Genomic DNA, 24,341 nt, shown 5'->3' with positions numbered 1-24,341 from the left:
ATTGTCAATATTTAAAATTATTTAAACATTCGTTTTTCAGATGATTTTAGACGTATTTATATTATTTTTATTAATTAAAGTTCGTATTTAAGAATAAAAATAGAGATATATTAAAAGTCTCGAATAATATTTTTTAATATATCTCCAATATTTTTAGTCTTCTCTTAAAAGATTTATATCCTTTCCTTCTAGAATCTTATTCATATTTCTTATAGAACACATTTTTCCACACATTGTACAACTATCTTTATGTTCAGGAGTAGATTCTTTTCTATATCTAATGGCCTTTTCACTATCTATTGCTAAAGAAAACATCTCGTCCCAATCTAGTCTTTTCCTAGCATCACTCATTTTATTATCTATGTCTCTTGCTCCTGAAATTCCTTTTGCTATATCAGCTGCATGAGCCGCTATCTTTGTGGCAACTATTCCCTCCCTTACATCATCTAAATTAGGAAGTCTTAAATGTTCTGCTGGTGTTACATAACAAAGAAAATCTGCTCCATAAGAAGCCGCCATAGCCCCTCCTATAGCACTTGTTATATGATCATATCCTGGTGCAATATCAGTTACTATTGGTCCTAAAACATAAAATGGTGCTCCATGGCATAATTTTTTCTCTAATAAAACATTAGCTTCAATTTCATTTATTGCCATATGACCTGGTCCCTCTATTATTACTTGTACATTTCTTTCCCAAGCTCTTTTTGTTAGTTCTCCAAGAGTAATTAATTCTTTGATTTGTACAGCATCAGTTGCATCAGCTATTGAACCTGGTCTACAAGCATCCCCTAAACTTAAAGTTAAATCATACTTTTCACATATATCTAATAATCTATCAAAATATTCATAAAAAGGATTTTCTCTATTATTTAATTCCATCCATGCAAAAAGAAGAGATCCTCCTCTAGAAACTATATTAGTAAGTCTTTTATTTCTTCTAAAAGTTTCAATTGTTTCTCTATTTAATCCAGCATGTATAGTAACAAAGTCAACTCCATCCTTTGCATGTTTTTCTACAACTTCAAAAAATTCATCAACAGTTATATCTTTAAGCTCTTTATCATAGAAACCTACTACATCATACATTGGTACAGTTCCTATCATAGCCGTAGAAACTTCTACAAGTCTTTTTCTAAAATCATAAGTTTTACCATAATTACTTAAATCCATTATAGATTCTGCATTCATATCTATTGCCTTTTTAACTTTTTCTAACTCTAATTCTATATTGGCACAATCCTTTGAAATTCCTAGGTTAACATTTATTTTAGTTCTTAACCCTTGTCCAACACCCTCTGCACTTATACTCTTATGATTTTTGTTAGCTGGTATTACAATTTTTCCTTCAGCCATTAAATTCATTAAAGTTTCAATATTAATTCCTTCTTTTTCTGAAACTACTTGCATTTCCTTTGTTATTATTCCTTTTTTAGCAGCATCCATTTGAGTTGTATAATTCATATTAGTTCTCCTTATTTTAATTTTTTAACTGCGCAGTTAAATTAATATAGGATCCTATTTTTTTATAAAAAATAAAAGCTTGCCCTAAGGCAAGCTTAATAAACACTTATATAGATACATTTATAACTTTTTAAAGCATAAATATAAATAAACAACAGTTTATGCTTCCCTACGGTAGTACTAACTACATCAGGTTTTAAGGGTTAGATATTATCCTCTCAGCATATAAAATGCACCCCTAGCACTTACGATTAAATATTCACTTTTTCTAAATTATACTATCAATTTTTTTCAATTTCAAGTAAATTTATAAAAATAAGTAATAATATACTTAATAATTATTTAAGCTAAGTATAAAAAATATACTAAATTAAAACCAAGTAAAATATAAGTAGAAATTAAAAAAGCTTTAGAATAAGTTCCTATCTCATTCTAAAACTTTCCTAACTATTCCGATTTATATATTATAATTTAAGTTTTCTCTACAAAACAATGGAATTTTAAAAGCCTGTATGACCAAATCCACCGCCTCTATTTACACTTTTAAGTTTAGAAACGTCATCTGTTTCTATAAAATTAGCTTTATAATATTTTGCTAAAACCATCTGAGCAATTCTATTTCCTTTTTTTATGTATATAGTTCCATATGGATTTCCATTCTTATCTAAATAAATATATGTTTTTAATAATTTTTTATAAGCTTTTTTCCCTTCATCCTCATAAGAACTTACATCATGTCCTTTAGATTCTAAATAGTCGCTTAATCTTACTTCAGTATAATTATTTTTTAAATCATCTAATATACTTATATCATTAGCTATCTCATAAGGAAGATTGGCTATATTATAATTATTTTCTAAAATTACTGATATATCACTAACTGAATCAGCATCAATAGTTCCTATTGAGTTTGAAATTTTTAAGTTTGTTCTTAAAGAAAGTCCACTTCTGGCCCTAATTTGAAGCTCCATATTATCAGGAATTGCAAATTTTAACCCTAGTGGAATTGCAACCTTTTCAAAGGGTCTTATAACCATATCCTCTGTTGCAAAAAGGTCTGCTCCTGCGGCTAATGGTGTTTCATATTTAGGTGTTTCTCCATTTTTATCATATTGAATATATACATCTCTTACTCTTTGTTCTCCAGCCATAAAACTCACCTCCATCTTTAGTAAAAATTATATTTTAAATTTCCCTTATTAACAAATGTGTAAATCATCCATATTCTTAATTGAAAGTTGTATTATTAACATTTTGTTAATATATTTTCTTTATTCTTACATTTACAACTTATTACTTTTATTAAGAATTTTTTTATAGAAAAACTTAATTCTTTATAAAAAAATAACAGGTTTAATCAATCTAACCTGTTACTTTTTACTTATTTAAAATAATTTTTAAAAATTATTTCTATTCATGTTATATATACAAATTCCAGCAATAGCACCTGTTATAAATACAGTTACTAAGTTCCATATCTTAAATATATAAACTCCAAAATAATGAACTAACACAATTAAAATTAAAGCTATAACTATGTGGATAATCCATTCCCACTTAGGATTGATCTTAAAAGCTCCAAATATTTTATCAGTTAATCTTATTTTTTTATCAATTAATCCATATACAATAGCAAATAGAATTGTTGATACAACAAACACTAATGCTTCCAATATATTTTGTAATAAAAGCATTCTATCCATAGTTTCTTCCCTTTCAATTCATCCTTAATAGCTATATTATACCATTTTAAAGAATAGTAAGTGAACTTTACAATTAAAATTAATATATCATTTAGACTTTAAATCCACCCAATCTATAGAGATAATACTCTTCTTTATTTTTAGTATAAACATAAAGAATAAACTAATAAAAATATATCTTTTTACAAATTATTTTTTAAAGGAAGCAATTAAAACTCCAATAAAAATCCCATTTATACTTGAAACCACAAGGTTTCCAATTCCGTAAGGAATACTTAAGTGCTTAAATATTATGTAGCTTAAAACTAAAACTATTATTGCAGTTATTATAACTATTAAATCATATATAAACTTATCCTTAAAACTTTTATGTCCCCACAAAATTCTAGTATTACTATCCCTAAGTTTATATAAGAAAAATAATACTATAATTATTCCAATAACAGTACTTGTATGTTGAACTAACTTATATATATAAATTTCATGTCCACCAAATATTATAATTTTTTGTTGGAGCCAAGTGATATGACGCACAAAGAATCCAGTTTTATGAGTAAATCCATCCCATAAAACATGGGTAATCATTCCTAACAAAGCTGAATATATGAAAACAATTACTTCTTTCCATGAATGTAAGCCAAATTGTTCTGTTCTTAAGTAACCATACCAGTTATCTAAAGGTCTCGGCAAATGACTTATAAGTGGAGATTTTATAAAGTTATGAAAAATATACGCTAATAAAATACATAAAGGCAAATTTAATATAAAAAAGCCTAATATTTGGTGTCCTAAATTTCCATAAGGTCTAAAATTAAGAAAATATATAAAATCTGGAGCCATACTCCCTAAAATTAAAGCTGTAAGATTAAACTTTTTATTCTTTAAAAAAACTACAGCTGCTGGATGCGCTAGGGTAAAAGGCATACTTACTCCCCCTTATTATATTGAATATTACCCAATTATAACATATAAAAGACTAAGTAAAAACGACCAAAATTTTTCTTTTAATCCATTAACATGAAACCTATTTATTTGAATTATTTTTTTGTACTAAATAAATAAGAATATTATTCAAGAGAAATATTATAAAAAATATTATTTTATTTATTTGAGACTCTACTGAAGTTATTGCAAGAAACAAAATAACATTAATTATTAATAACCATAACTCATTTTTCTTTAAAAATTCCATTTTAATTTAAAACTCCTAATATTTCTTCCCCATATTTATTAATCTTCACCTTAGCCAATCCCTTGACTTTCATAAGCTCTTCTTTATTCTTTGGCATTTTATCTAAAAGATCATTTAGAGTCTCATCATTAAAAATGCAATAAGGAGGAAGTTTTTCTTTTATTGCAAAATTTATTCTTAATTGTTTAAGTTTTCTCCTTAGTTCTTCTTTATTCTTACTACTTAATATTTTACCTTCGTAAGATTTATTATCTCTATTAAATAAAACCTCATCATTAAAATTATCATTGTTTGATTTTTCTTCACTACATACTTCTGACTCTTTTTTTATAAAATCCTCTTCACTTAAGGAGTATTTTTTATAATAATCAAACTCTACAGGTTTATTATTTTCTAATAAAAATTTACCTATTGAATATTCTACTTTATCTAAAACCTTAAAATCTTGCTTTATCTTATGATAGTTTAATTTCTCTTTTATAAAAGATGTTAATTGATCATATTTTATAATTTGTGATTTTATTTCCTTTGGTGCTTTATACTTATTTATTACACTTTTAGAGTTTGCAATTACTACACAAGAATATATAGGATATTTTTTTATCATTTTATTTTTCTTTAAATACTCAGTTAATACTCTAACATGTCTTTCATTTTGAGCTACTGGACTATATATTCCTTCCTTTCTATAAACTTTTCCTTCTTTATTTTTAAAATATCTTATGAATTCTCCTGACTCATTTACAGTTATATCTCCACTTAAGGCCTTAGTTTCTAAGACTAAAATAAAACTTTTAGTTATTAGAATATAATCCATTTGGGCAACTGATTCCCCGTCCTCTATCCTAATATCATGTAAAGCTAACATTGGTATATAGGAATTTTTTATTTCATAACTAACATTTTTTTCTCCCTCAATACCATAAGTTAAGTACATAATATCTCTATCTATTAATTTCTTTTTCTCACTATAAACTTTTCCACTAAGAATCTTTAAATCTTCTAATTGTTTATTATTCTCATTGAATTCTTTAAGCCATGTAGGTTCCTTTATAGAAGAAATTCCGAAAATAATTTCTTTTAACATTTATATACTACCTCCTATTAACATTTCATTCATATTGTAGCATATTTTGTAACTTTTTGTTAACACTGTATTTTTAAGCTAAAATCATAAAATTAAAGAGTGTTAGAAACATTTAAAAATAATTGCTTCTAACACTCTTCCTTAATTATTAAAAATTACTTATTTAATGTTTTTACTGATACTTCACCTGAATTTAAGTAATCTATTTCACCATTTTCATACTTAACAACTAAAGCACCCTCATCAGTAATATCAATTGCCAATCCTTTATTCAGCTTATTATTCTTTAAAAAACTTACTTCTTTTCCTAATACTAAAGATAAAACTCTATACTCTGTCATTATGCTTTTATCCTCTAGATTTTCACATAATTCAAAAAGTTCATTTAAAATCTCAGCAACTAACTGATTTCTTGTAACAGTTGGCTTTTCTCCTTGAAATATTGATCCTGCAATATTTTTTATATCTTCTGGGAAATCTTTTGAATCAGTTTTAAAATTCACTCCAATTCCAACAACAACATTTTCAACTCTTCCACTCTCAAAGTTTCCTGTTGCCTCTGTTAATATACCGCAAATTTTTTTATCATCTAAAAATATATCATTAACCCACTTTATTTTAGGTCTTTTTTTAGTTAATGTTTCTATTGCCCTACAAACAGATATGGCTGCTGAGGTTGTTATATGTATAGCTTTTGAAAGTTCTATGTTAGGTCTTAAAATAACACTCATATATATTCCTTTGTTAGAAGGTGAAAAGAACTTTCTTTGAAATCTGCCCCTACCTGCTGTTTGTTCCTCTGCAAGTAATATTGTACCATGTGGTATGTCATTATCCATTAAAAGCTTCTTAGCTTCTTGATTAGTTGAATCTATAGTTTTATATACCCTTATATAGTTGTCACTATATTTAGGATTTAAAAATATTTTTATTCCCTCTGGCGATATTAAGTCATTATCCTTTGTTAACTGATATCCTCTATTAGTTACAGCAGAAATATTGTATCCTTCTCCCCTTAAAGATTTTATAGCCTTCCATATAGCGGCCCTAGAAACTGATAAATGTTTAGCTAATTCTTCTCCTGATATACTTCTCTCCCTATTTTCTTCTAGAATCTTCAACACTGACTCTTTAACTGACATTGAACTAGCCTCCTAATTTATTTATATTAAACTTATTAAAACTAATTTTCTTTAATTATTAATTAATACTCTCCTTGATTATATTTTTTATGCCTATTATTGACAACCTTTTTTCATATTTAAGTCTACAATTTAAATTTTAAAATAATTTTTTATATAAAAAAAGGTTAGCAACTTTTAATATTACTAACCTTTCCATAAAAACTATTTAAATTCTATTGCTCTAATTTCTCTTAATGATTTTAAAACATCCTCATTAATATTTCCTTGTGCTTCTTCTAAGATAGCATAAATATTTCTAGCCTTTTCTAAAATATTTTTTATATTTTCATTTACTTCGTATTTTTTATAAACTGCAACAAAATCAAAAATTATTGCTAATGCTCTTTTTAAATTATCTCTTAAATTGTCTTTAAATCCTGGTGTTCCTAAAACATATTCATTTGAAAACACTTTAGGTTCCTCTAAGTATATACTTAATTTTTCTTTTACTAAAGACATAGCATTTAAATAATCATCATTACAAGTTGAAATTAAACTCTCATTAATTTTTATGTCTTTTTCCATTTAAATCATCTCCTTAACTCTTTCATTGGTTCTTTAAAGATAATTAATTATATTATTTGTGTGGTTTTTTATTTATATAAAAAATTTTGGATTCTAATTTATAATAAAGTATTAAAAATAATAAACTATTTATTTTATTATTCTCAGTAATATGATTATATCCTACAAAAAGAAAAAAGAAAATAATTTTCCAATTTTTATTTAAAATTTTGTTAATAATTTAAAATTTAACCTTTATTATTTAATCTTATTTTTTTATTTTGATGTATAATTTAAATAAAAATAACTAGGTGGTGTTTAAGGTGAATTATATTGAAGATATAAAAGATTATATTCCTTTTAACGAACAAGAAGAAAGGGATAAAGAATTATTTTTAAGATGCTTAAATGATTTTGATGATATATTAACAAGAGATAATACTATTGCTCATTTAACTAGCTCAGCCTTTGCTGTAAATAAAGAAAGAAATAAATTTTTGATGATTCATCATAACATATATAATTCTTGGGCATGGACTGGTGGTCATTCAGATAATGAAGAAGATCAACTGAAAGTTGCAATGAAGGAATTAAAAGAAGAAACTGGAGTTAAAAATCCTATCCCTATTTTAGATAAAGCTTTCGCATTAGATGTGTTAACAGTAAATGGTCACATAAAAAGAGGAAAATATGTTTCATCCCATCTTCATTTAAATCTTACTTATTTAATAGAATGCTCAGAAGATGAAACTCTTATGCTTAAAGAGGATGAAAATAGTGGTGTTATGTGGATTCCTTTTAATGAAATAAGTACCTATTGCAGTGAACCTCATATGATTCCAATATATGAAAAGCTAATAAATAAACTAAAAACTCAAAGTAAATTTTAAAGAAACAAAAAAATTTAAGCTATGTTTTAATTAAAACATAGCTTTTAAAATTTAATATTTATTATAAAATTTAGGCAACTTTTTTAACACTCTCTTCTTTATTTCCTCTTGAATCCCATCTTTTTAAGACATAAGCTGATAAAAATGCAGCTATTAACATAATCCATATTAATGAGCTTGGGAAAAATAAAACTAATAAAAGTAAAGTAACTACAGCATTCCTTAAAACTGCACTTGTAAATGCGGTTGTAACTATAGTAACTGTGACAACTGGATCAATTGAGAAGATTGTTGAAAGAGCATATCCCATTGAAACTCCTGAAAATACTACTGGGAATATATGTCCACCTCTCCATCCAGTAGATAGGCACACCTCTGTTAAGAATAATTTCACCAAACTAATTAATATAAGAATGCCTATTGATAAACTACTCCATTCTTTAACTAACTCTTTTACTTCATGCTCTCCTGAAAATAGTGTATATGGTAACCATGTTCCCACTATTCCTAAAATTATTCCTCCAATTAATGCCCTTATTATTTTGTAATTTTTTAAAGGTAAAAAAATCTTATGTAGAATTTTCCCATACCCACCATATAGTAATGCCATTAAAATTCCACAAATTATTAGTGGAATTATTGATATTATTTCACTCATTCCGAGATTAAAACTTCCAAAATGAACTATAAAAGATGGTCTATTGTCAATTTGTGATAATAATATTAAAACACCAAATCCAGCAGCCGTTGTCATTGAATAAACTATTGTTTTAATATTCTTTCTTACACTTGAATCATCATCTTCTATCAATGGAGTTAATCCTATTAATGGTGCATGAAATATAAGTCCTAGCGTAGCTTCCATACTAAATTCTGTTACTAAACTATCATACTTTTCTAACTCTTTATCCTTAACAATCCACTTTAAAAAATCTCCAACTAAAGTAGAAAGTCCGCCTATAATATTAACAAGAGCAGCTTCTGGTCCCAAACTAGCTCCAAAAAATAGTGTAATTAAAGCAGATACACAAGCCTTTGGAACATTTTTGTAATCTACTCTCTTAGTTTCTTTAAATTCTGCCATAACTTCTGGCATAAGTTTTGGATATTCCCCTAAATATTTTTGACATAATCCTACTAAAATTCCACCAATACTACATACTAATATTGTCCAGTATGGTAAATTAAACTTTCCTGGCAGTTCATTCCACATAAAATGTATTCCTGAACTAACAACATACAAAAAGAGCCAACTAACAGCTCCTACTATCCCACCCAGAACTATTCCATAGAGAATTAAAATTCCTAAACTAAAATATTTTTTCATTCCTAAAGTTTCTCCTTAACTAATCCTTTGTTTTGTAATATTTAAGTATCCTTATTTATAATACCACATATTAATCCCAATAATGCAAATACCACATAATACACATCAGTTGATATTTTTAATCCCCAAAGTTCATATACCGTATTTATAAACATATAATCAAAATTAAAAATACTTAATATCCAAGCAATTAATAGACCCCATAATAATCCACCTAACACTCATCACCTCCCATATATTACCAATGTAAAAATATCAATATTTTAAAAGATAACCTATTAATTCTATTAAAGTAAAAATAACATAATAAAGATCTTTTGATGTTTCTATATCACAAACTTCATATATAGAATTTATAATCATCTTGTCAAAGTTAAATAAACTCAAAATCCATGCAACAAATAGTCCTCCTAATAATCTACTTAGTATCCCCTCCCCCTTTAAAAATCCTAATTTAATTTTTCCTTTTAAATTAGTATATTTTCAAATTTACATTTAATTACTTATTAAAAGTTAATTTTTAATCATTGTATTAATAAAATATGGACTTAATTTAGAAAAAATAATTTTCTAAACTAAGCCCATATTTTTACTATTTCATTGGATTTTTAGAAGTTGATGTCCATTGATTATCACCTGCTGTTTTAGGCTGTCTATCTTTTGCAGGAACCATATTAGGGTCTACAGTTGTTGATACCCATTGATTATTTGTTGCTGATTTTAATTTTTTTCCCATGAATAATTACCTCTTTCTATTTTTTATTGAAACTTGTTCAAACTTATTTTTTGTAATTATATTTTTTTCATCCTAGGTATTTATTAGAAACTTTAATTGACTTATTTTAAACTTTTGATATATAATATATAAAAACTGAATCATTAAAAGCTTTGATTAGGAGTAGTAATATTATCTCATAACCTAAAGAGAGTTGTGGTTTGCTGTGACACAATGGTATGAAAATATGAACTTGCCTATGAGCATATGTGTGAAAAAAAGCACATACGGGAAAAACCCGTTATAAAATCGAGTGAGGAAAAGAAATTTTCCTAATAAGAGTGGTACCGCGAATATCCTTTCGTCTCTTAAATTTTAAGAGATGGAAGGTTTTTTTATTTGTTTTTATTTGATTCTAGCAAATAATAATTAATTATATAGACTTAGAGGAGGATTAGTTAATGGGTAACTATAGTACTGCCATAGATAAGAAATGGCAAGACAAATGGGCTGAATCAGGCCTTTATAAATTTGATCCAAATAAAGAAGGAGAGAAACTTTACGTTTTAGAAATGTTCTCATACCCTTCAGGTAGCCAATTACATGCAGGTCACTGGTTTAACTATGGACCAGTTGATTCATGGGCTAGATTTAAAAGAATGCAAGGATATAATGTATTCCAACCAATGGGATTTGATGCTTTCGGTTTACCAGCTGAAAACTTTGCTATAAAAACAGGAATACATCCTCAAGATTCTACAATAAAAAATATAGCTAAAATGGAAGAACAATTAAAAGCTATGGGAGCTATGTTTAACTGGGAAAATGAAGTTGTAACTTGCTCACCTGAATATTATAAATGGACTCAATGGCTATTCCTAAAATTATACGAAAAAGGATTAGCTTATAGAAAAAAAGCTCCTGTAAACTGGTGTCCATCATGTCAAACAGTTCTTGCTAACGAGCAAGTAGTTGACGGAGCTTGTGAAAGATGTTCAACAGAGGTTACTAAAAAAGATCTTACTCAATGGTTCTTTAAAATAACTGATTATGCTGATGAATTATTAGATAAATTAGATGGTTTAGATTGGCCAGAAAAAACAGTTGCTATGCAAAAACACTGGATAGGAAGATCAACTGGTTCTCAAGTTAATTTCAAAGTTAAAGATAGCGATTTAAACTTTGATGTATTCACAACAAGAGTTGATACTTTATGCGGAGTTAGCTATGTTGTTTTAGCTCCTGAAAATCCATTAGTAGACAAAATAGTTTCAGCTGAACAAAAAGAAGCTGTTGAAAATTATAAAGAAGAAGCTAAAAAACAATCTGATATAGAAAGACAATCTATTTCAAGAGAAAAAACTGGTGTATTCACTGGTGCATATGCTATTCATCCATTAACAGGTAAAGAAGTTCCTATATGGGTTGGAGACTACGTTTTAGCAACTTACGGAACTGGAGCTGTTATGGCTGTTCCTGCTCATGATGAAAGAGATTTTGCTTTTGCTGAAAAATTCAATCTTCCAATAAATAGAGTTATAGAAGCTAAAGATGGTAGTGAAACTACTCTTCCATTCTGCGAGCACGGTATATTAGTTAACTCAGGTGAATTTGATGGATTAACTACAGCTGAGGCTAAAGAAAAAATAGTTGAAAAACTAGCTTCAATGGGTCTTGGAGAAAAGAAAGTTAACTTTAGATTAAGAGACTGGTTAGTTTCAAGACAAAGATACTGGGGAGCTCCAATTCCTGTAGTTTACTGCGAAGAATGTGGTATAGTTCCTGTACCTGAAAGTCAATTACCAGTTGAATTACCATATGATGTTGAATTTGCTCCAGATGGAAAATCTCCACTAGCTAAGAGCGAAGCATTTGTTAACACAACTTGCCCTCACTGTGGAAAACCAGCTAAGAGAGAAACTGATACTTTAGATACTTTCGTATGTTCATCATGGTATTACTTAAGATATCCTGATAATAAAAATACTGAGGCTCCGTTTAATCCTGAACTAATCAACAAAATGTTACCAGTTGATAAATACGTTGGTGGACCTGAACATGCTTGTATGCATCTTCTTTACGCAAGGTTCATAACTAAAGCCCTAAGAGATATGGGATACCTAAACTTTGATGAACCATTTACTTCATTAACTCACCAAGGATTAATCTTAGGACCAGACGGATTAAAAATGAGTAAATCAAAAGGAAACACAATATCTCCTGACGATTATATAAAAGAATATGGTGCAGATGTATTTAGAATGTACCTAATGTTTGGTTTTGCTTACACTGAAGGTGGAGCTTGGAGTGATGATGGAATCAAATCTGTAAATAGATTCGTTGAAAGAATTGAAAGAATTATAGATACTGCTAGAGAAGCAATCTCAAAAGGTGAAAATAATAAAACTACAATGGATAAGGCTGAAAAAGAGCTTAACTATTGGAGACACAATACTATAAAATCTGTTACTGATGATACAGATAAACTTCAATTTAATACAGCAATAGCTAGAATGATGGAATTCATAAATGCTTTATCTAAATATACACAAGAGAAAGAAATGAATCTTGATTTCTTAAAAGATGTAGTTTCTGATTATTTAAGATTATTAGCACCATTTGCACCTCACTTCAGTGAAGAACAATGGAGCTTACTTGGAAATTCATACTCAATCTTCAATGAAGCATGGCCAAAATTTGACCCTAAAGCTTTAGTTAAAGACGAAGTTGAAATAGCTATCCAAGTTAACGGAAAAATCAAAAACAAAATAATGGTTTCTTCTGATTTAGATGAAGAAGGAATAAAAGCCGCTGCTTTAGCTGATGAGAAAATCATAGCTTCAACAGAAGGAAAAACAGTTGTAAAAGTAATAGTTATAAAAGGTAGACTTGTAAATATAGTTGTTAAGTAATATAATATTAACGTTGCAAATTTTTTAATTGATTAAAAGTTAATACTAATCTTAATAATTAACACTTTTAAATAACAAATTATATATTATATTATAAAAAGGTATCTAAACGCTGAGATTTGACTCCGTTTAGATACCTTTAAACTTTACATTGTTATATGATAATTATTTTTATCAACCTTTATTTCTTTTTCAAAAACTTTATAATACTCTGATTCATGTCCTCTTAAATCAATGTTATTCATTAATTTTATATTCTTAACTATATTATTATCTATTGCTTCTAAAAACTCATCTTTATTTCTAACTAACTCTGTTTCCTTTGCAATATTATAATAAGTATATCCAAAGACTCTTTTTTCGTGGATTAACTGATTATTATCACAAGTTAAAATACCACCATCTCTAAATTGTCCTCTCACTTCAATTGGAGAATTTATTTTTATGTCTCCTTTTAAATCAACCTTTGAATCTTTTCCTAAAATATCAATACCAACTCCAGATTTATTTTGTAAATCAAGATTATTTAAGGTTACTACTGCATTTTCAACCTTTAATCCATTACCTTTTTCTTGATTATTTACTATTTTACAATCATTAATATGAATATTCTTTCCCTGTGAAATGTTTACTGCCCTATTAAAATCAGACTCTATGAAAACATTTTCCAAAGTTATGTCATCTCCTGATATAGTAATAAGGTTATTATTATTATTTAAAGTTTCATCATCATCCTTACATACTATATTTAAATTTTTTAGCACAATTCCATCTCCCTGTAGTGTAAAAAAATCTCTATTAAGATTTTCGGCTAATTTAGGAACATAGATACTATATCCTTGACCATCTATTACAACATTTGAACTCTTAATATCTACTCCATTAGAAATTAAATTGCTAAGGTCAATGTCCCTTGATAATTTTATCTCTTCTAAGTTCCCATCATTTATTATTTTTAAGAATTCTTCTGTATCCCCTACTGTTTTTTCTATTCTAAAAATATTATTATATCTTTTACTCTGACTTATACTTTGATTTATAACTGAATTATCTTTGTTTTTCTCTATTAAATTTACTTCTTTGCCTAAAACTACGCTACTGGAGAGGTTATTTACTACTATAGCAGTTGCTATTATTTTTGCCACCTTTTTATGTGCCATACTAAACTCACCTCTTCTTATTATTTTTCTTATATTTATATTATGAACTAATTATATCATTTTTTGTATAGGTTTTCAAAAAATAAATTATAGATTTTTTTGACATATCATAGATTTTTTTTAACTCTACTAAAATCTTATAAATTATTAATGTATATTTTATGTTTTTAAAACCATATATACTGAATAATAACATTTAAAATTATAAGAATTTGATCATTATTTCATTAATCAAATAAAATAAATACTATGATCTAAAATTTCTATATTAGTCTACATTATATCTTTTATCATAATTTAGAAGGTTAAAATTTAAATACAAAAAGGTTATAAAATGTTTCATAAATTAAAATCCTTATTACAATTAATATAAGATAATAATTTAATAATAAATCATATTATAACCTAACTTCAAAATTATGAATTTAAAATTTCTAACTAATTAGTAAATCAATTAATAAATAAAATAAATTTAAAACATCTATTTTTATGAATTAGTAATAAAATTTAAAGAACTTTCCCAAATTCTTTAAGTACCTCTAATACCTTATTTTCCTCTATCGGTGAAAAATATTCAATATACTCACTATGATTAAACCTTGTAAATAAATCCTTTGACATATCCATCCACTCTTCTAATATATAAACCCATATTATTTCACTAGTTGGACAACTTAATATAAAAGACTCCACTCCAAAAAAGCTATATTCTACAATATCATGAAGTTTTGTTAATTTAGCATAATCTTCAACAACTTTAGTAGTTAATTTATATTCATATATATCCACATAGAAAAAGTCAAACTTTTCCCTCTCTGCTTTAAATCCATCTCCTTTTACTATTCTTATCTTAGAATTTTCTCCAAAGTTTTCTAAGTATAAGTCAATTATTTCTTCACTCATTTCATAGACAACTATTTCGGTTACTTGATCACTTTTTGCTATTTCCTGAACGAAGTATCCTAATCCTAATCCTAGAACCCCTACCTTACCTTTTGCTCTTTTTATACCTTCAAAAGCTCCTTGAATCTCATGTGGTGAAATTCTCATCCAAAGCTTTTCTCCTTCATATAGTTCTATAGGACTTTCTTTCAATGACTGCTTATGTTCATATAAATAGCCATCAAATTCTTTTCCCTCACTATATCTAATAATGAAATCACCTTTTTTATTCTCTTTTATTTTATTTTTATATTCTTTTATTTTTTCTTCACAATAATCTATGTTATATGGTATCATACTTTTTCCTTTCTAATCTTCTCAGAAAACAATTTATTTTTATTAGTCTATATTTCTTTTAGATATATTATTAAAAACCACATTAATAAAAGTCCTTACTAAATTAAGTTAGATCTAAATATATATGAAATCAACCTTTAATTGAGATATAAACTTTTATTAAAACGTTGAACCTTAAAGTTCATAATAATTATATTTTTAGTATGTTTTCATATTTTATTTAACTCTTTTATTTTAATTTGATGTAAGGAACTTCTCAATATATTTTTCATAAAAATTTTCATATTATTACAAAAACATCATAATTATTTTCTATTTTTTATCATTTATATATAAAATAAAATTCTACATTTAAATTCCTACTAAAATAGTCTTGATTTATTTTGTTTAAAATTATATAATTTAATCAATTAATATTAATTATTAATTAATCGAAATTAAGTAGGTGATCAAATGAAAAAGGTAGCAATGAGCGATGATGCTTATATTGAATTTAAAGAGTTCCTAAAATCCAATGATATAGATAGTGATGTTATTAGAATAAACTTTGGTGGGAACGGACCTATGGGCCCTATGTTTTATGTAACTGCAGGAGAAAAAAATGAAGGTGATGAGGTTGAAATAATAAAAGACTTAACTTTTGTTATTGATTCTTCTTTAATCGATGTATTTTTAGGTTTCTCAATACTTTCTGATGAAGAAAACTTTGGAGAAGGATTAACTCTTGATCCATTAATGAGCGACTATGAAGGTGGCGGTTGTAGTGGAAACTGTGGTAGCTGTGGTAGCTGTCACTAATTATAATATTTCTATTTTAGTGTGATATTATTTTAAAATATATTAATAATAAACTATATAAGGCAATTTTGCTTTAAATTAAAATTTAGGAGGAAATAGATATGTCAGTTGTTAAAATGAGCAATGAAGCTTATACTGAGTTCAAATCTTTTCTACAAGAAAACGGCGTAGAAAAATTTGACATAAGAATAAATCTAGCAGGAGTTGGCTGAGGCGGCCCAGTATTTAATATTGTTCTGGATGAACAATCAGATAATGATGAAGTTGTTAAAATTGAAGATATAACATTCTTCGTTGATAAAGAACTTGTTAAAGATTTTGAAGGATTCACTCTGCTTTCTTCAGATGAAAATGGTGGTAGAGGATTATCATTAAAACCAGTTAAAGAAAGCGAAGGCGGATGCTCTTCTTGCTCAAGCTGTCATTAATTTTTACATATAGAGATGGACTTTATTCCATCTCTATTTTTTATCTTCTCTTAAATTAAAACTCTAATAAAAAATAAATTTAACTTATATAAATATAAATTTTATTTAAGTATTTTAAAATTAATTTATACTACTTAAAATACTAACGAAATTTAAAATTTCTCTTTTTCACTTTATTCTTTAAAAATTTTTAAACTAAATTAAATTTCAATATTTTTACTAATATGGTTGTTTATGTTTAATTTTAGTATTATAATTTAATAAACGCTTTATTTTTAAGGAGGAGAGATAATGAATACAACTCTAGTAAACCTAACTCCAACTAAAGAACAAAGAAAATACCAAGAAGATGAACTAATAGCTTTTTTAGACCTCCAAATGAATACATTTACAGCTAATTCTGAAAATAATGATGAGGCTCCTTCTTTATTAAAAAAAGAGACTTCATTTAACACAGATATATGGATAGAAAATCTATTTAAATTTGGATTTAAGAAAGTTATTTTAACTGCTAAGCTTAATAATGGTATTTGTTTATGGCAAAGCAATTGTTCAAAGGTTAATATAAATACTTTTTCTTTAGAGAATAATTATGATGATTTAGTAAAAAAAGTTAGTAAATCTTGTAAAAAGTTTGGACTTAAATTTGGTATTCATCTTACTTTAAAAGATTATCTCACTTTAAACTTAACTCCTGAAGAATATGATAATTACTATGTAGCTCAATTAAAAGAACTTATGACTAATTATTCACAAGTAAGTGAAGTTATTATGGATATGACCTCTTTAGATGAATATTATGACTCTCTTGATTTTGAAGGATACTTTAAAGTAATTAAAGAAATAAATCCTAAATGTATGATATCTAGCCCTATTGGACCAGATGTACGTTGGACATATTATTCTGATATAGAGTCATCTAAAAACTATTTCTACTCTTCTATAAATTTAGATCTTTTAAAAGAAGATTTTAACAACGAAGAGATTAGAAAAGGAAATATTTATGGAGATACTTGGATTGTTGGAGAAAGTATTTACTCCCTATCTGACTGTTTAAACCATAATAAAGATTCATTATCAAATTTAAAACATGTGTATAATAATTCATTAGGAAGAAATACAAATTTAGTATTAGTTTTATCTCCTAATACAGATGGATTACTAAATGATAATGAATTAAGTTTACTTTCTGATTTTTCTAAATATATAAAAGAAACTTTTTCTAATAACCTTATTAAGGGTTCCTCTATATTAGCTACAAATTCATCTTCTAGCGATAGCTATAATTTAATTGATGACTATAAGAAATCTTATTGGATAGCTAATGAAAATGCTGTTAACCCTTATATAGAAATAGATTTTAAAACTATCACTGAATTTAATATTTTAGAAATTAGAGAGTGGATTGCTGAAGGTCAAAATGTAGAAGAATTTAAAGTTTATGCATATAACAATGGTTGGTTTGAACTTTACAATGGTACTTCTATAGGATATAGACATATAGCAAAACTTAATAATATCAAAACTGATAAAATTAAAATTTCATTTACTAAATATAAAAACCCACCTATGATTAATCATATTGGTGCATATTTAGGATAATTTTAATAAATAACGTTTTATAAAATACAAGAATAAATATAAAAAGTGAAAGCAAAAAACTATCCTTAATAGAGTTTTTTGCTTTTTAAAGAAAAAGGGTTATATCAAAACTTATATTTAAAACTTATATTTAAAACTTATAAATATATTTTCTTTATATTTTTCATAAGTTTTATTGATTTTTGTTTTGATACAACCCTCTTTTATTTTACTGTTAAATTAAAATAATTTTTTTGTAAATATAATTAAGTAAAGTTGTATTAAGAATAAAATTCCATTAAAATTATTCTTATAATATAATTGCAATATTTTGTATTTACTGGAGGCGTAAAAAATGAATACAGCTTATGATTTTATAATTGCTTTAATATTAGCATTTGTATTAGTAATGATGAAACAATATATTTTTGCATTACTTGTTGTAGTAATCTATGCTTTATACAAATATAATAAGAAAAAGCCTTATATTTTAGCTTACAAAGGTAATGTTTCCTTTAGAAATGGTGAAAGAGAAAAAGCTCTAGAACTTTATAAAAAAGCTTGTACATATAAAAATGCTAGTGATAGCATAAGACTTCAATATGCATATCTTACTCTTTACTTAGGGAATTTAGAAGAAGCCACTAAGCTTCTCAATGTTATTGATTATGATAAACTACCAGAAAGATTAAGAGCTTCTTATACAATGACAGATTCTCTTATAACTTGGAAAAATGGTGATTTAAAAAAAGCTATTGAAAACTTAAAAAATCTTCATACACAATATGAACATACAACTGTTTATGAGACTTTAGGTTATTTCTTAATATTAGATAAAAGATATGAAGAAGCCTTAGAATATAACCTTTTAGCTTATGAATATGATCAAGATAACAAGGTTATAATGGATAACTTAGCTCAATCTTATTATTTCACTGGAAATATAGAAAAGGCTAAGGAAGTATATACTAAACTATTAGACGAAGATCCTGGAATACCAGAACCATATTATTATTATGGCTTAATCCTAAAAGATGAAGGAGACACTAAAGGAGCTTTAGAATCTTTCGATAAAGCCTTAACTAAAAGAGAGTCTTATCTTTCAGCCCTTAATAAGGATAAAATTAGAGCTGCTATACAAGAATTAAACATATAGTAAAAGTGGGCTATATAAAAATATAATAATAAAACTTACAAACATATTCTGAGAATTACTAAATTTCCCTTCATACTGTTTGTAAGTTTTATAAAAAGTTATTTTTATATAAGCCCTTTTAATTTTACTTTTCTAAGGCTTTATTGAATTTTTCCTCTATAAATTTTCTTGAATTCTTTATTTCAACTCTATAATCACCAGTACCTGTGTACCAGAACTCAGTAACAAATCTTCTTACTCCCATGTTATATGATTCTTTTATTATACTTTCAAAATCAACATGTCCAGTTCCAAATGGAATCTCTCTAAACTTACCTGGTTTTGTTTCCTTAAGATGAACAGCCATTATATGACCTTTACCACTTCTTAAATCTTCAATAACATTTTTATTATATTTAGTAGCGGCATTAGTTATATTTCCACAGTCAGGATAAACCCCTAAGTATGGTGAATCAATCTTTTTAACATAATTCATGGCTTTTTCAACTGTGTTCATAAACTCAGTTTCCATAGTTTCAAAAGCTAAAATTATTCCTGATCTAGCCGCCATTTCAACAGCTTTTTTTAGATTTTCATAGAATAATTTTCTTGTTTCTTCACTACCCTCTTCATAGTAAACATCATACCCTGCTAATTGAATTATCCTAATTCCTAAATCATCAGCTAGCTCTATGGCCTTCTCCATTATTCTCATACCACGATTTCTAGTTGTTTCATCTGCACTTCCTATAGGATATTTTCTATGTCCACTAAGACACATAGTTCTTATTGGAAGCCCAACTTCATACATAAGGTCTACTAAAACCTGTCTTTCTTCTTTTGTCATATCAAGTCTTTTTAATTTTTCATCAGTTTCATCTATGCTAACCTCTAAAAAATCAAAGTTATTCTCTTTTGCACATTGAAGCTTTTCCCTCCAAGTAAGTGTATTAGGCATAGCTTTCTCATATAATCCAATAAAATATTCCTTCATTTTAATCCGCTCCTTTTCTTAAGCTCCTGTTTGTCCATAGTAAGCATTTGGACCATGCTTTCTTGAAAAGTGTTTATTTAATAAGTCATCAGACATACTATCTACATTTTTATTTGCTAATATTTCTGTGTTATATGCCATCATTGCCACTTCTTCTAGGACAACAGCATTATGAACAGCATCTTTAGCATCCTTTCCCCAAGTAAATGGACCATGATTTTTAACAAGTACTGCTGGAATATTCTCTGGATTCATGTCTTTGAATCTTTCAACAATTACAACCCCTGTATTATATTCATAATTTCCTTCAATCTCTTCTCTAGTCATGTCTCTTGTACAAGGGATTTCATCAGCAAAATAATCTGCCTGAGTTGTTCCATATGGCTTTATTCCTCTTCCTGCTTGAGCAAATATTGTTGCCCATCTAGAATGTGTATGAACTATTCCTCCTATATTCTTAAACTCCTTGTAAAGTTTTAAATGAGTATCTGTATCTGATGAAGGTTTATATTTCCCTTCAACAATATTTCCCTCTAAATCAACCACAACCATATCTTCTGGTTTCATTGTGTCATACTCAACTCCTGATGGTTTAATTACAACAAGTCCTTTTTCTCTATCTATGGCAGAAACATTTCCCCATGTAAAAGTTACTAAATTATATTTTGGAAGAAGCATATTAGCTTCGTAAACTTCTTTTTTTAAGTTCTCTAACATATAAAAGATCCTCCTTAGACTCTTAATAACCCTTATAACAAAATTTATTCTTAAGTATTTAATATTAATTCACTTAATAAAATTTAAAATAAAGCTCTCTTATTAGTTAACAAAGTAAGACAAACTTATTATCTTCTATTAATCAGTAACAATATATAAGGCAGCTTGTCCTAACTCTCTATTTGCAGATATTATTATATCTCTATCATCTTCATTTAAAACGGCAACATTACTTGGTCCAACCCCAGACTCAATAACTACAGTTTCAAACTCTAATTTTTCTTTATCAGTACATTGAATATAAAATAAATCCTTATCGCATCTTCTATAACCACCTATTATAGTTGGAACTCCTCTTAGCTTACCACCCCAAACAACATGTCCAAAATCCATTTCTTTTGGATACTCATAAATAATTTTATATTCATCTCCATACTTTTTATTTATTCTAAAATGTTTACCATGGAATTCTTCAATAGTAACTAGTTCATCTTCACCATCTTCATCTATATCTACAACAGCTACATCACTTATAGGTCTATCCATTATTTTTTCAATAGTCCATTCCTCATCATCACTTTGAGGGGGTGTTACTCTAAATACTCCTTCTTGAGATGTTACTAAACCAACCATTTTTCCATTATGATATGCTCTACAATATCCATGATTTTTAGTTAATCCTTCTTTTATAACCTTAAGCTCAATAGGTTTATTTAAATCTTCTGGAATTTCTCCTACATATATCTTACCTGGATCGCTCCAATCATCTTTAAATTGCTTACTATTGCATAAAACTGCTCCTAAGAAATATAGCTTTCCATTAGCTTCTAAAATATCAAAACGATGTAGATATGGTAACTTAAATAATGTTTTTATTTCCCACTTTCCATTTTCATATCTTCCCCATACTATCTCAGCATCTTCTGATTGAAATGTAGGGAAAAATCTTTGAACTGCTAGAAAATCTCCATTTTTTCCTGGGATAGGAATTATAGACATTGTTCCTCCTGGACCATCCCAAACAGTTGATTGTTTAAAATCATCTCCCTCATACATAAAGCAAGGACCTTCTCCTTCAGTTGCTATAAGTATTTTTCTATCTCCATCAATAACAGTACTACTTGTTGCATAACATCTATGTAAGTCAGTTAAAAACTTCTTTTCTATTTTCATCTTATATTCCTCCTAGATTATAAATAATTAAAATAAAGTCTTATTTATAACATAGTACCTATCTCTTAACACTCTAAGAAATAAGTACTATATCATAACTTTTATATTTATTTGTTTACTATATTTTCTACAATCTTTTCTTCAATTTCTTTTTCTGATAAAAGGTTTTTAAGTCCTATAACAATAGTTCCTGAAGCCTTTGCTTTATCGAAATTTCCTTTTAATGCATCTGAACAGAATACTACATCATAACTTGAAGCTTCTGTTTTTGCTGCTCCTATACTTGTATGATGAATTGATACAGGAATATTTAACTTTTTAAATATCTTCTCTATTTTCATTTTTATAATTTGACTTGATCCCATTCCATTTCCACATGCTGCTATTACTTTTAACATAAATATCTCCTCCTAATTAACACCAATTATTTTTATCTATTTTATTTTGATAGTTAGTACTTAACAAAGTGGTACTAACTATCAATTGATTTAAATCTAATTTTGTACTCTTTCCTTTTCTTTGTCTTCTAAATATCCTTCATAATCTTCAACTAACTTGAAGTAACCCTTTTTATTTTTAAAATATTGAATTTGTGGTATTAAAAGCATTCCTACTACTGCTATTCCAACCCCTACATAAGCAAACTTGTCCATAAGAACTCCAACTACTGGCCATAATGTATCCCAGTCAAAGTTTCCATGCCATCCTCCAAATTGAGCTAATCCAAAATAGTAAGCGGCAAATGCTCCACCTAAAACCTGTATAACTCCTGAAACGAATGGAATTATCATGGCAGCCTTCAATCCACCTTTTCTGTTAGCAAACACTGCAAATGTAGCATTGTCAAAGAATAATGGTACGAATCCACTTATTATAAGTACTGGACTTTGGAAAACTACAAGTCCTATTATTGCTATAAATTGACCTACTGCTCCAAATAAAAATCCAATAGTAACTGCATTTGGATGTCCAAATCCATAAGTTGCTGCACAGTCTACAGCTGGTACTGATCCTGGAAGTATTTTATTTGAAATACCTTGGAATGATTCAGTAAGTTCTGAAACGAACATTCTAACACCCATTTGTAATATACTTAAGTAAACTGCAAAGTTAAGTGATTTTTCTAGTATGTAAAATAAGAAATTTGTATTTTGATCAAATCCCTTATCGATTGTATGCATTAAATCTGGTCCTAGTATTCCCATGATTATTCCGAAGAAAACAGTCATTAATATACCAGTTGCTACAACGTTATCACTAAATATAGATAAGAATCCTGGAAGTTCTAAATCCTCAATACTCTTTTTACTATTTCCTATTTTTCCAGCTATTTTATCAGTTATCCAAACTCCTAACATTTGTTGGTGACCTATTGCAAATCCACCACCTTCAGTAAGGTCTTGGCATGGTTCAACTGTAAGATTAGAAAATACTGCCCAGTATGTTCCAAGAAGTAATCCTAACATTACTACTACTCCCATATTACTTAAGTTTGGGAAACAGAAAAATACTAACCATAAAGCTGTAGCTGATTGTTGTACCATTACATGTCCTGTAATAAATACTGTACGAACCTTTGTAAATTTTCTAAGTAATACAAGTACTAAGTTGAATAAGAATGCTATAAGTAAAACTACCATCATCATAGAAAAAGATTTTCCTATATTCCCTATAGCCTCTTGAGCCGCCGTTTGTCCAAAATAAGGATCTATAACTGCCGCCTGTAAATTAAATCTATCTTTAAGGCCTGCAAGAATTGGACGGAAGTTACTAACAAGTCCACCTGCTGCAACATTTAAAATTAAATAACCGACTGTTGCCTTTATAAATCCTGCCAAAGCATCATAAAAAGGTCTCTTAAGTAACAAGTAACCAATAAGAACTATAAATCCAATGAAAAATGCAGGTTTTGTCAGAATGTTATTTTGGAAAAACTCCCAAATGTAGATTATAAAATCCATAATACTTCTCCTCCCATATCCCTTTTCTTAACTTGTTCCAATATTATGTAAACTGTTTTAATTTATAACTTAACTGAAAACTAAATAAGATTAGACTTAAATATTTACTATAATTTCTACAGTACTTTAGTTTAAAACCTACCTAAAGCACTGTAGAAACTTTAAAACTTTTTTTAA

At 27.3% G+C, this 24,341-nt stretch carries 23 protein-coding genes, 1 riboswitch and 1 other annotated feature; of the genes, 6 read left to right on the top strand and 17 right to left on the bottom strand.

Annotation, left to right across the window (positions count from 1 at the left end; translation table 11 throughout):
- Positions 1 to 153: 153 nt before the first annotated feature.
- The 7 genes from thiC to ACYUCG_RS00470 all read right to left on the bottom strand — a co-directional run bounded on the left by thiC (position 154) and on the right by ACYUCG_RS00470 (position 7,155).
- On the bottom strand, positions 154 to 1,464 hold the full coding sequence (thiC, locus tag ACYUCG_RS00500; RefSeq protein ID WP_460267835.1) for a phosphomethylpyrimidine synthase ThiC: 1,311 nt from the start codon (positions 1,462 to 1,464) through the stop codon (positions 154 to 156).
- 149 nt (positions 1,465 to 1,613) lie between these two features.
- Positions 1,614 to 1,714, bottom strand: a riboswitch (TPP riboswitch).
- Between the two features lie 250 nt (positions 1,715 to 1,964).
- Complete coding sequence (locus ACYUCG_RS00495; protein ID WP_139932923.1) at positions 1,965 to 2,615, bottom strand: dUTP diphosphatase; 651 nt, start codon at positions 2,613 to 2,615, stop codon at positions 1,965 to 1,967.
- A 246-nt stretch (positions 2,616 to 2,861) separates the two neighbouring features.
- Positions 2,862 to 3,167, bottom strand: a complete 306-nt coding sequence (locus ACYUCG_RS00490; RefSeq protein ID WP_240297749.1) for a hypothetical protein — start codon at positions 3,165 to 3,167, stop codon at positions 2,862 to 2,864.
- A gap of 189 nt (positions 3,168 to 3,356) precedes the next feature.
- Positions 3,357 to 4,091, bottom strand: a complete 735-nt coding sequence (locus tag ACYUCG_RS00485; RefSeq protein WP_460267834.1) for a DUF4184 family protein — start codon at positions 4,089 to 4,091, stop codon at positions 3,357 to 3,359.
- A 269-nt stretch (positions 4,092 to 4,360) separates the two neighbouring features.
- Positions 4,361 to 5,446 (bottom strand): NERD domain-containing protein, encoded by a 1,086-nt coding sequence (locus ACYUCG_RS00480; protein WP_460267833.1) that lies wholly within the window; start codon positions 5,444 to 5,446, stop codon positions 4,361 to 4,363.
- A 155-nt stretch (positions 5,447 to 5,601) separates the two neighbouring features.
- Positions 5,602 to 6,588: a biotin--[acetyl-CoA-carboxylase] ligase gene (locus tag ACYUCG_RS00475; protein WP_139932919.1), complete on the bottom strand. Its 987-nt coding sequence runs from the start codon at positions 6,586 to 6,588 to the stop codon at positions 5,602 to 5,604.
- Positions 6,589 to 6,792: 204 nt separating this feature from the next.
- Positions 6,793 to 7,155, bottom strand: coding sequence for a hypothetical protein (locus ACYUCG_RS00470; RefSeq protein ID WP_315632178.1), 363 nt, complete (start codon positions 7,153 to 7,155; stop codon positions 6,793 to 6,795).
- A 302-nt stretch (positions 7,156 to 7,457) separates the two neighbouring features.
- Between ACYUCG_RS00470 and ACYUCG_RS00465 the strand changes: the two genes are divergently transcribed.
- Entirely contained in the window at positions 7,458 to 8,024 is a 567-nt protein-coding gene (locus ACYUCG_RS00465) for an NUDIX hydrolase (protein WP_060796562.1), read from the top strand.
- Positions 8,025 to 8,094: 70 nt separating this feature from the next.
- On the opposite strand, the gene ACYUCG_RS00460 is transcribed toward ACYUCG_RS00465, so the two are convergent.
- The 3 genes from ACYUCG_RS00460 to ACYUCG_RS00450 all read right to left on the bottom strand — a co-directional run bounded on the left by ACYUCG_RS00460 (position 8,095) and on the right by ACYUCG_RS00450 (position 10,087).
- Positions 8,095 to 9,351, bottom strand: a complete 1,257-nt coding sequence (locus tag ACYUCG_RS00460) for a chloride channel protein (protein ID WP_460267832.1) — start codon at positions 9,349 to 9,351, stop codon at positions 8,095 to 8,097.
- Between the two features lie 41 nt (positions 9,352 to 9,392).
- Positions 9,393 to 9,572: a hypothetical protein gene (locus tag ACYUCG_RS00455; RefSeq protein WP_283684000.1), complete on the bottom strand. Its 180-nt coding sequence runs from the start codon at positions 9,570 to 9,572 to the stop codon at positions 9,393 to 9,395.
- A gap of 371 nt (positions 9,573 to 9,943) precedes the next feature.
- Positions 9,944 to 10,087: a hypothetical protein gene (locus ACYUCG_RS00450; protein WP_003453032.1), complete on the bottom strand. Its 144-nt coding sequence runs from the start codon at positions 10,085 to 10,087 to the stop codon at positions 9,944 to 9,946.
- Between the two features lie 143 nt (positions 10,088 to 10,230).
- Positions 10,231 to 10,438, top strand: a binding site (T-box leader).
- Positions 10,439 to 10,527: 89 nt separating this feature from the next.
- Between ACYUCG_RS00450 and leuS the strand changes: the two genes are divergently transcribed.
- On the top strand, positions 10,528 to 12,978 hold the full coding sequence (gene leuS / locus ACYUCG_RS00445) for a leucine--tRNA ligase (RefSeq protein ID WP_460267831.1): 2,451 nt from the start codon (positions 10,528 to 10,530) through the stop codon (positions 12,976 to 12,978).
- Positions 12,979 to 13,124: 146 nt separating this feature from the next.
- On the opposite strand, the gene ACYUCG_RS00440 is transcribed toward leuS, so the two are convergent.
- Both ACYUCG_RS00440 and ACYUCG_RS00435 read right to left on the bottom strand, forming a co-directional pair.
- On the bottom strand, positions 13,125 to 14,138 hold the full coding sequence (locus ACYUCG_RS00440) for a pectate lyase-like adhesive domain-containing protein (RefSeq protein ID WP_139932915.1): 1,014 nt from the start codon (positions 14,136 to 14,138) through the stop codon (positions 13,125 to 13,127).
- A gap of 507 nt (positions 14,139 to 14,645) precedes the next feature.
- Positions 14,646 to 15,377 carry a hypothetical protein gene (locus tag ACYUCG_RS00435; protein ID WP_060796557.1) on the bottom strand — a complete coding sequence of 244 codons (732 nt, stop codon included), beginning with the start codon at positions 15,375 to 15,377 and terminating at the stop codon, positions 14,646 to 14,648.
- A 453-nt stretch (positions 15,378 to 15,830) separates the two neighbouring features.
- Between ACYUCG_RS00435 and ACYUCG_RS00430 the strand changes: the two genes are divergently transcribed.
- The 4 genes from ACYUCG_RS00430 (at position 15,831) to ACYUCG_RS00415 (ending at position 19,340) form a co-directional block, all read left to right on the top strand.
- Positions 15,831 to 16,175 carry a HesB-like protein gene (locus ACYUCG_RS00430; protein ID WP_460267830.1) on the top strand — a complete coding sequence of 115 codons (345 nt, stop codon included), beginning with the start codon at positions 15,831 to 15,833 and terminating at the stop codon, positions 16,173 to 16,175.
- A 101-nt stretch (positions 16,176 to 16,276) separates the two neighbouring features.
- On the top strand, positions 16,277 to 16,603 hold the full coding sequence (locus ACYUCG_RS00425) for a HesB-like protein (protein ID WP_011590297.1): 327 nt from the start codon (positions 16,277 to 16,279) through the stop codon (positions 16,601 to 16,603).
- A gap of 291 nt (positions 16,604 to 16,894) precedes the next feature.
- On the top strand, positions 16,895 to 18,205 hold the full coding sequence (locus ACYUCG_RS00420; protein ID WP_460267829.1) for an alpha-L-fucosidase: 1,311 nt from the start codon (positions 16,895 to 16,897) through the stop codon (positions 18,203 to 18,205).
- 334 nt (positions 18,206 to 18,539) lie between these two features.
- Positions 18,540 to 19,340, top strand: a complete 801-nt coding sequence (locus ACYUCG_RS00415) for a tetratricopeptide repeat protein (RefSeq protein WP_060796555.1) — start codon at positions 18,540 to 18,542, stop codon at positions 19,338 to 19,340.
- 124 nt (positions 19,341 to 19,464) lie between these two features.
- Here the strand turns inward: ACYUCG_RS00415 and ACYUCG_RS00410 are convergent, their stop codons facing one another.
- The 5 genes from ACYUCG_RS00410 to ACYUCG_RS00390 all read right to left on the bottom strand — a co-directional run bounded on the left by ACYUCG_RS00410 (position 19,465) and on the right by ACYUCG_RS00390 (position 24,164).
- Positions 19,465 to 20,313 carry an L-ribulose-5-phosphate 3-epimerase gene (locus tag ACYUCG_RS00410; protein ID WP_003468452.1) on the bottom strand — a complete coding sequence of 283 codons (849 nt, stop codon included), beginning with the start codon at positions 20,311 to 20,313 and terminating at the stop codon, positions 19,465 to 19,467.
- 18 nt (positions 20,314 to 20,331) lie between these two features.
- Entirely contained in the window at positions 20,332 to 21,030 is a 699-nt protein-coding gene (gene araD / locus ACYUCG_RS00405; RefSeq protein WP_003456978.1) for an L-ribulose-5-phosphate 4-epimerase, read from the bottom strand.
- A gap of 138 nt (positions 21,031 to 21,168) precedes the next feature.
- Positions 21,169 to 22,203 carry a hypothetical protein gene (locus ACYUCG_RS00400; RefSeq protein WP_460267828.1) on the bottom strand — a complete coding sequence of 345 codons (1,035 nt, stop codon included), beginning with the start codon at positions 22,201 to 22,203 and terminating at the stop codon, positions 21,169 to 21,171.
- A 107-nt stretch (positions 22,204 to 22,310) separates the two neighbouring features.
- Positions 22,311 to 22,601: a PTS sugar transporter subunit IIB gene (locus ACYUCG_RS00395; protein WP_003457096.1), complete on the bottom strand. Its 291-nt coding sequence runs from the start codon at positions 22,599 to 22,601 to the stop codon at positions 22,311 to 22,313.
- A gap of 96 nt (positions 22,602 to 22,697) precedes the next feature.
- Positions 22,698 to 24,164, bottom strand: coding sequence for a PTS ascorbate transporter subunit IIC (locus ACYUCG_RS00390; protein WP_003456976.1), 1,467 nt, complete (start codon positions 24,162 to 24,164; stop codon positions 22,698 to 22,700).
- Positions 24,165 to 24,341 lie beyond the last annotated feature (177 nt).

The sequence above is a fragment of the Clostridium sp. CTA-17 genome, from assembly GCF_054767895.1.
This window is presented reverse-complemented; position numbering and strand designations above follow the sequence as displayed.